A 7,888-nucleotide genomic window follows, 5' to 3' on the forward strand; every position below is an offset into this window, starting at 1 on the left:
GGATGTCCAACTTTTGGGGTGCAGTTCAAACCTGAAATCAGGGTTTCAGACGACCTTTTTATATCGGCAAATCAACTTCAAGCCATTATTCAATCAACTTCAAACTCAGCAAACTTTTTACGAAATCCAATACAACCCTGGTCCGTCCAAACTCAAAAATATGATTTTCCGATGTACCCAAATGCCAAAGTTGTATTGTTTGGCATCTGTTTACACATTATCGGGTTTTAGTTAAAATTATTATATAAATAGTAATCATAATCAATTTATGTTATTTTGCAGCTCTAAAGAAACAAAGTATTTTGTCCGCCGTTCCTTTCCACACAATCGGTAACCTACGGATATTTTCCTTTTGTTTTGTCAAAATGCCCTTCCCTTGCGTGAAGCAAGCGCATCCATATCAACGGTCCGAACAAACCGTTTAATCAATTGGCTGCAACCCCATTACATTCGGTTCGCGTTTTATTTTCCGATGCCATCTGGAAGCATTTCAGATTTCGCCTATTTTCAAGCTGTTGCGAACAAAGGAAAATCCATCATGAAACCTGTCAAATCCGTCGAATTCCCCTCTACGCCCAAAATATTGGTTTTATTCTTGAGTATGCTGTGGCATACGCCGTTATGGGCGGAAAATACTACCCCCACCCAAAGCGTGCAGATGGATACCATTACCGTCAAAGCCCATCGCAACCGGGATAAAAGCGGCTACACCCAAGTCTACAGCCGTGACATCAGCAATATGTACAAAGGCAAGCAGGAAATCGAGACCTACCGCGGCAGCAGCGTGGCTGATTTAATCGGCGGTATGGCAGGCGTGTTCAGCGGTGACGCGCGCAACAGCGGCGCGCTCGATCCCAACATACGCGGCATTCAAGGCGAAGGCAAAGTGCCGGTAACGGTAGACGGCACGGAACAGGCAATCAGCGTATGGCGAGGATTTGAAGGCATATCCAACCGCAACTACATCGACCCGAACCTTATCAGCAGCGTGTATGTGGAAAAAGGCGCATCGGCAAACCGCGACATCCGCACCGGCATAGGCGGTTCGGTCAGCATGAAAACGCTGGAAATCGACGACATCGTGCCGAAAGACCAGAAATTCGGCATGGAAGTCAAAATGGAAACCGGCAACAATACCATCAAACAGCGCGAATACGCCCACGCCGAAACTTGGGGTACGGACTACCGCCGTTATCCCAAACCCTATTCTTTTGACCGCATGGAATGGGCGATTATGCTGGATGATAGCGACCGTCAAAAACAACGCTTCGGCGGGCGAGGAAAATTATTTAAAGACAACGCCTTCCGTATTTCAGCCGGTATGCGCGGCGAAGTGTTTGACGGCTTGATTGCCTACGCATGGCGCGACAAGGGCAATTACTTTGCCGGCAGCAAGGGGGCGGAACGCTACGGCTACCTCCCCAATGCCAGCTCCATGACCGAGGAAGAATTTACCAAAAAAGTTACGGATATTCAGGAATATACCGCCAATGTCGGTACGTATTACCATCCATCCGGCGAAGTGGCCAACACATCCCTGAATATGCGTTCGTGGCTGGGCAAAGGCACGCTCAAACTGCCCGACAACCAAAAAATACAGCTCGGCATACGCCATACCAACACCCGTTTCGGCGAAATCATGCCGTACAGCATCCTCTTCGGCAACATCGGCGGCAGCAAACTCAAATCCGACGGCTCCGCCCAAACCGATATGAGTAAGCTCACCAAAGGCACGCTGATGGCGGAATGGCCGCAGGCATGGGTGAAGCAGACCGCCGTCAACCTCGACTACACATGGAAACCCGAAAACAACCGCTGGATAGATTTGAAGGCGGGGATTTGGGGGACGTTTAACAATTCGCAAACCAATTCCACCGGCGGCTATCCCGCATCCACCCTGTTTCTCGACAAAATATTCAACGAAAAATACGCCGAAGACTGGTATTACAAAGGCAAAGAACCCGAATGGGACAAACTGCCGCCCAACACCAACAACCGTTTTACCGTCTTCAACGCTGCCGCCTACCGCGCCAAAAACAACCGCTTGGGCATCAATTTGTCCAACCGCATGAAGCTGGCCGATACACTCGAACTGACCCTGACGGGCGATTACCAACGCGAAAAACTCAAAGGCAGCAGCGACACCAGCTGGATACTCGCCCTGCCGCACGACGAATACCGCAAACTAGTGTGGGACGACCCCGAAACCACTTTAAACTCCAACTTCGCCATGACCATGCCGCGCCAAGGAAAACGCAATGAATGGAATGTCGGCTTCAACTTCAAATACGAACCGACGCCGTGGCTGACACTGAACGCCGGCGGCCGCTATACCGACTACCGCATGACCGATACCTTCGTCCGCGATTATCTGTCCAAACACCGCGACCGCTTGGAAGCAGAAGGCGAATTTAACGTATTGTCTGAAAACAGCCGCAATGTCGCTGCCATCGGCAGCAGACTGGCCACTCCGGAAGAATACCGTGCCCGCATGGATTTGAAAGCCAGATATGAAGCCGCATTGAAAGCCTATGAAGAAAGCCCCGAAGTGGTGCGTACGCAAGCGGCATGGGATGCATACGACCAAAAATTTTGGGCATGGATAAACACCCTGCCCGTACCCGATTACGCCTGGGCGTTGGAAAATATGCCCGAAGAAACGGAAAGGCGGAAAAGCGGCTACCCTGATTTCATCCCATGGCCGCAAGAGCTGACCGATTTAAGCGAAGAATACAACAATTCAACCACACTGCCCGCCAATATAGAACAGGGCTATATGCCGCTTACCGACTGCACGACAGACCCCGCGGCAGGAAACTGCATTTATTGGAAAAACGGCGAAAACCCCGTTTCAGACGGCCGTCTGAAACAATTTGCCGAAAAAGGCATCAATCAAGCCACTGGAGAAGTCGAAAACAAATACCAAGGCGGCACATTAATCGGTGCAAAAAGCCCCGTTGCCGAATACCGGCACCTGACCGAAGAAGAACTGCGCAACTCATGGAAAAAAAGCGGCCACGCCTTCGCCCCCATGTTCTCCGCCACCGTCAAACTCGGCGACTACACTCGCCTGTTTGCCCGTTACACCGAATTCAAACGCTTCCCCAGCATGTATGAAGGCACATTCGGTTTCGGCAACCACAGCATCGCCAAGCTGTTCAGCATCCCCTTCGACCGCACCCGCTACCCGCTCAAACCCGAACATGCCAAAAACTGGGAAATCTCCCTCAGCCACGACTTCACCCGCCTGCTACCCAAAATGCGTTACGCGGACGTGCGGCTGACCTACTTCCACAACAAAACCCACAACGTCATCGACCGCAACTATACCACCTGGCAAATCAGCAATTACGACAAACAAGTCATCAGCGGACTGGAACTCCAAACCCGCTTCGACAACGGCAGAGTATTCGGCGACCTTTCCGTCGTGCGCAACATGAAAAACGAAGTCTGCGACCGCCGCGCCATCGAGCAGCAATATGATGTAGACCAATACGTCTCGCACGGCCGCACCTTCCCCGTACCTTACTGTCAAAACGGCGGTTTCGCCAGCGGTTGGCTGATCAACCGCATCCAGCCGCGCTGGTCGGTCGTTGCCAACCTCGGCGGCAGGTTCCTAAACGAAAAACTCGAAATCGGTTCGCGCCTGACCTTCCACAGCCGCGTTGAAGACAAACAACAGCCGTCCGCCCGCTGGCGCGAATACTACCTGCAACGTGACGGCGCAAACAGCAAAGCTTTCAACAGCGACAACAGCAACGCCAACTGGCAGCCCGTTACTGTCGTGGATGCCTATGTGCGTTACAAATTCAGCAAACATTTCAGCGCAGAGCTAACGGGCAGCAACCTGACCGACCGCTATTACCTCGACCCCATGAGCCGCTCCTATATGCCCGCCCCAGGCCGTACCCTGCGCATCGGTTTGACAGGGAAATGGTAATTTCTTCTAACAGAAAATAGCCTCTTTGCGTACTGGCAAAACATTAAGGTCGTCTGAAACACAATTTTCAGACGACCTTTGAACCAGCTCTATTTTTAAGAAGCCAATACGCGCGGGAACAGGATTTCATTTTCCAAATGGATATGGTTGGTCAAATCGTCCACCATTTCGCGTGCCAACGTATACAGACGCGTCCAGCTTCCGCAGGCGTTTTCGGGAACGGTCAGATTATTGGTCAATTCAAGCAGCTTGGCTACGGCTTGGTCGTGTTCCTCATGCTCGTGCATCATCACACTAATGGGCATTGCCGCTCCGCGACCGACGCCTTGTTTAATCATCGGAAACAGCATGCGCTCTTCCTTCATCATGTGCATCAGCAGTTCGTTTTGCATATAGGCAAGCAACCCCGGCACTTCAGCCGGAAAACTGTCGGCATGAACTTCCGCGACTTTTTGAGCCAACGGAACCAGCTCTTCAAATTGCCCGCGGTGTACATCATGGTAGCGTTGCAGGATATGGTCGATGGTTGCACCAAACGGCGCGGTTTCCCATACGGTAAAATCAGTCATGGCAGTATCCTTGGATTTGTATCAGGCCGGCGTATTCAGACGACCTTTTTAAAGATGGATTTTTTATGAATGTATATAACGGAGTGAAGGATACACCTGCAAAACTGATTTGTATAGATGGAGCCGAAATGTATAACAAATTGAGAATAAAAGTAATTTCTTTTCTGAAGAGAGACTGAAGCAGCTTGCCGCCTGAATTGAAGGCAAGAAAAAAGCCCGTCTTAATTAAGACGGGCTTTTTGGAATCTGGCAGAGAGGAAGGGATTCGAACCCTCGATACGCTATTCACGTATACACGCTTTCCAGGCGTGCGACTTAAACCACTCATCCACCTCTCTGTGGAATCAAACATATTCGTTGCCTGATATTGTAGCTTAATCAGACAAATAAATCTATTCAATAAAAAATCCGGATAAGCCGGATAATTGATTTGGTGCCCAGGAGAAGACTCGAACTTCCACACCCGTGAGGATACTAGCACCTGAAGCTAGCGCGTCTACCAATTCCGCCACCTGGGCAATCAGGATGGAGATAAGCAAAGCGGCGACCAAAAGGTTTGGTGCCCAGGAGAAGACTCGAACTTCCACGCCCGTGAGGACACTAGCACCTGAAGCTAGCGCGTCTACCAATTCCGCCACCTGGGCTTTGCTTTATTTCCTGTTTTGCGTTACAGTGATTGACTATTTCGCAAAGAAGCGGTCATTATATATTTTAGAAAAAGAATGTCAACCAATAAAATGAACAAAAATATTAAATCTTTAAATTTACGAGAAAAAGACCCGTTTTTGAAACGGGAGAAACAACGTTACGAACATCCGCTGCCAAGCAGGGAGTGGATCATTGAATTATTGGAGCAAAAAGGCGTGCCGTCGAAAATCGAAGTCTTGGCACGCGAGTTGTCGATTACGGAAGAAGAGTACGAATTTTTTGAACGTCGTCTGAAAGCGATGGCGCGGGACGGTCAGGTTTTAATCAACCGCCGCGGTGCGGTTTGCGCGGCGGACAAATTGGATTTGGTCAAATGCCGTGTCGAGGCGCACAAAGACGGCTTTGGCTTCGCCGTACCGCTCACGCCCACCAAAGACGGCGATTTTGTCTTATATGAACGCCAAATGCGCGGCATCATGCACGGCGACATCGTGACCGTCCGTCCTGCCGGCATCGACCGCAAAGGCCGCCGCGAAGGAACGGTTTTAGATATTGTCGAACGCGCGCAAAGCAAAGTGGTCGGGCGTTTCTATATGGATCGCGGCGTAGCGATTTTGGAAGCGGAAGACAAACGCCTGAACCAAAGCATCGTTTTAGAACCTGACAGCGTCGCGCATTTCAAACCCGAATCCGGTCAGGTCATCGTCGGCGAAATCGAGACTTATCCCGAGCAAAACCGCCCTGCCGTGGCGAAAATCATCGAAGTATTAGGCGATTATGCCGACAGCGGTATGGAAATCGAAATCGCCGTGCGCAAACACCATTTGCCGCACCAATTCAGCGAAGCGTGTGCCAAAGCTGCGAAAAAAATCCCCGACCATGTTCGCAAAAGCGATTTGAAAGGCCGCGTCGATTTGCGCGATTTACCTTTGGTAACCATAGACGGCGAAACGGCGCGCGATTTCGACGATGCCGTGTTTGCCGAAAAAATCGGACGCAATTACCGTTTGGTCGTGGCGATTGCCGATGTCAGCCATTATGTCCGCCCCGATGACGCTATCGACACGGACGCGCAGGAACGCAGCACCAGCGTTTACTTCCCGCGCCGCGTGATTCCCATGCTGCCGGAAAACCTGTCGAACGGCATCTGCTCGCTCAATCCCGATGTCGAGCGTTTGTGCATGGTGTGCGACATGGTCATCACTTACGCGGGCAATATTAAAGAATACCGCTTCTACCCTGCGGTTATGCGTTCCCATGCCCGTCTGACGTACAACCAAGTCTGGGATTGGATTTCAGACGACCTCGACCATCCGCACAAAGCCCAAATCGACACCCTCTACAAACTCTTCAAAATCCTTCAGAAAAAACGCTTCGAACGCGGTGCGGTGGAGTTTGAAAGCGTCGAAACCCAAATGCTTTTCGACGACAACGGCAAAATCGAAAAAATCGTACCCGTTGTCCGCAACGACGCCCACAAACTGATTGAAGAGTGCATGTTGGCGGCGAACGTTTGCGCGGCAGAGTTCCTGATGAAAAACAAACACACCGCCCTCTTCCGCAACCACTTAGGCCCGACACCCGAAAAACTCGCCACCCTGCGCGAGCAGCTCAGCTTACTGGGTTTGCAACTGGGCGGCGGCGACAACCCGACACCGAAAGACTATGCCGCGCTTGCCGAACAATTCAAAGACAGACCCGATGCCGAATTGCTGCAAGTCATGATGCTGCGCTCCATGCAGCAGGCAGTTTACGAACCGCATTGCGACGGACACTTCGGCCTTGCCTACGAAGCATACGCCCACTTCACCTCCCCCATCCGCCGCTATCCCGACCTGACCGTACACCGCGCCATCAAAGCCGTGTTGAACCAGCAAACCTACACGCCAAGCAAAAGCTGGCAGGCTTTGGGCGTACATACCTCGTTCTGCGAACGCCGCGCCGACGATGCCAGCCGTGACGTGGAAAACTGGCTGAAAACCTATTACATGCGCGATAAAGTCGGCGAAATATTCGAAGGCAAAATCTCCGGCATGACCAACTTCGGCCTCTTCGTTACCTTGGACGGCATCCACATCGACGGCTTGGTACACATCAGCGATTTGGGCGAAGACTATTTCAACTTCCGCCCCGAAATCATGGCGATAGAAGGCGAACGCAGCGGCATCCGTTTCAACATGGGCGACAAAGTCAGCGTCCGAGTAGCGCGCGCCGATTTGGACACCAGCAAAATCGACCTGACCTTGATCAGCGGCGGAAGCAGCGACAAAAAACGCCGCACCAAAACCACCGCCCAAACCGGCTCGAAAACTAAGCACAAACTGACGGCGAAAGAAATCGACGACGCGATGAAAACGCCTGTAAAACAGGAAAAACCCGCCGCCAAACGCCGCAGCAAAGCCCAACCGGAAAGCGCAGCAACGTCGTCTGAAAACGGCAAAAAGAAAACCGCCAAAGCCAAAACGGCAACGGAAAAAGCCAAACGCAAAGACAAGAAGCCAAGCAAAAGCGTGAAAATCAAGGTGAAAACCTCGGATACCGCGCCAACCAAGCGCAAAGGCAGAAGCAAGGCTAAATAGTTTGTCTTTTGGCTAACTTCAAAAGCCGTTTAACGGACAGGTGCGATAAAAAACGGCGGTTGTTCATCATCTACATTTCTACATAACCACCGTTCCATTTCGCCTTAATCCGAGACCCAAAAGGTCGTCTGAAAACCTGTTGCCAAGTTTTC

General features: G+C 51.2%; 4 protein-coding genes and 3 tRNA genes. 3 read left to right on the forward strand and 4 right to left on the reverse strand.

The features are described 5' to 3' along the window. A partial coding sequence (locus tag HMPREF2726_RS14435; RefSeq protein WP_210399689.1) for a hypothetical protein occupies positions 1-231 on the forward strand: 231 nt, incomplete at its 5' end. A gap of 307 nt (positions 232-538) precedes the next feature. Continuing rightward, positions 539-3,940 carry a TonB-dependent receptor domain-containing protein gene (locus HMPREF2726_RS08050; protein WP_009312140.1) on the forward strand — a complete coding sequence of 1,134 codons (3,402 nt, stop codon included), beginning with the start codon at positions 539-541 and terminating at the stop codon, positions 3,938-3,940. A 95-nt stretch (positions 3,941-4,035) separates the two neighbouring features. Here the strand turns inward: HMPREF2726_RS08050 and dnrN are convergent, their stop codons facing one another. The 4 genes from dnrN to HMPREF2726_RS08070 form a co-directional block, all read right to left on the reverse strand. Beyond that, a complete protein-coding gene (gene dnrN, locus HMPREF2726_RS08055) occupies positions 4,036-4,509 on the reverse strand; it encodes an iron-sulfur cluster repair protein DnrN (RefSeq protein ID WP_009312141.1) in 474 nt (157 codons plus the stop codon). A gap of 247 nt (positions 4,510-4,756) precedes the next feature. Continuing rightward, a tRNA-Ser gene (locus tag HMPREF2726_RS08060) sits at positions 4,757-4,847 on the reverse strand. A gap of 93 nt (positions 4,848-4,940) precedes the next feature. Then, positions 4,941-5,027 (reverse strand) — tRNA-Leu (locus HMPREF2726_RS08065). Between the two features lie 39 nt (positions 5,028-5,066). Then, a tRNA-Leu gene (locus HMPREF2726_RS08070) sits at positions 5,067-5,153 on the reverse strand. A 93-nt stretch (positions 5,154-5,246) separates the two neighbouring features. Here HMPREF2726_RS08070 and rnr point away from each other — a divergent pair. Beyond that, on the forward strand, positions 5,247-7,736 hold the full coding sequence (gene rnr / locus HMPREF2726_RS08075) for a ribonuclease R (protein WP_009312142.1): 2,490 nt from the start codon (positions 5,247-5,249) through the stop codon (positions 7,734-7,736). Positions 7,737-7,888 lie beyond the last annotated feature (152 nt).

The organism is Neisseria sp. HMSC074B07, assembly GCF_001810355.1.
GTDB lineage: Bacteria > Pseudomonadota > Gammaproteobacteria > Burkholderiales > Neisseriaceae > Neisseria.

Excerpts from the sequence above, each read along its gene's own strand:
- HMPREF2726_RS08050 (WP_009312140.1), top strand. The coding sequence starts at position 539 with ATGAAACCTGTCAAATCCGTCGAATTCCCCTCTACGCCCAAAATATTG.
- dnrN (WP_009312141.1), bottom strand. The coding sequence starts at position 4,509 with ATGACTGATTTTACCGTATGGGAAACCGCGCCGTTTGGTGCAACCATC.
- rnr (WP_009312142.1), top strand. The coding sequence starts at position 5,247 with ATGAACAAAAATATTAAATCTTTAAATTTACGAGAAAAAGACCCGTTT.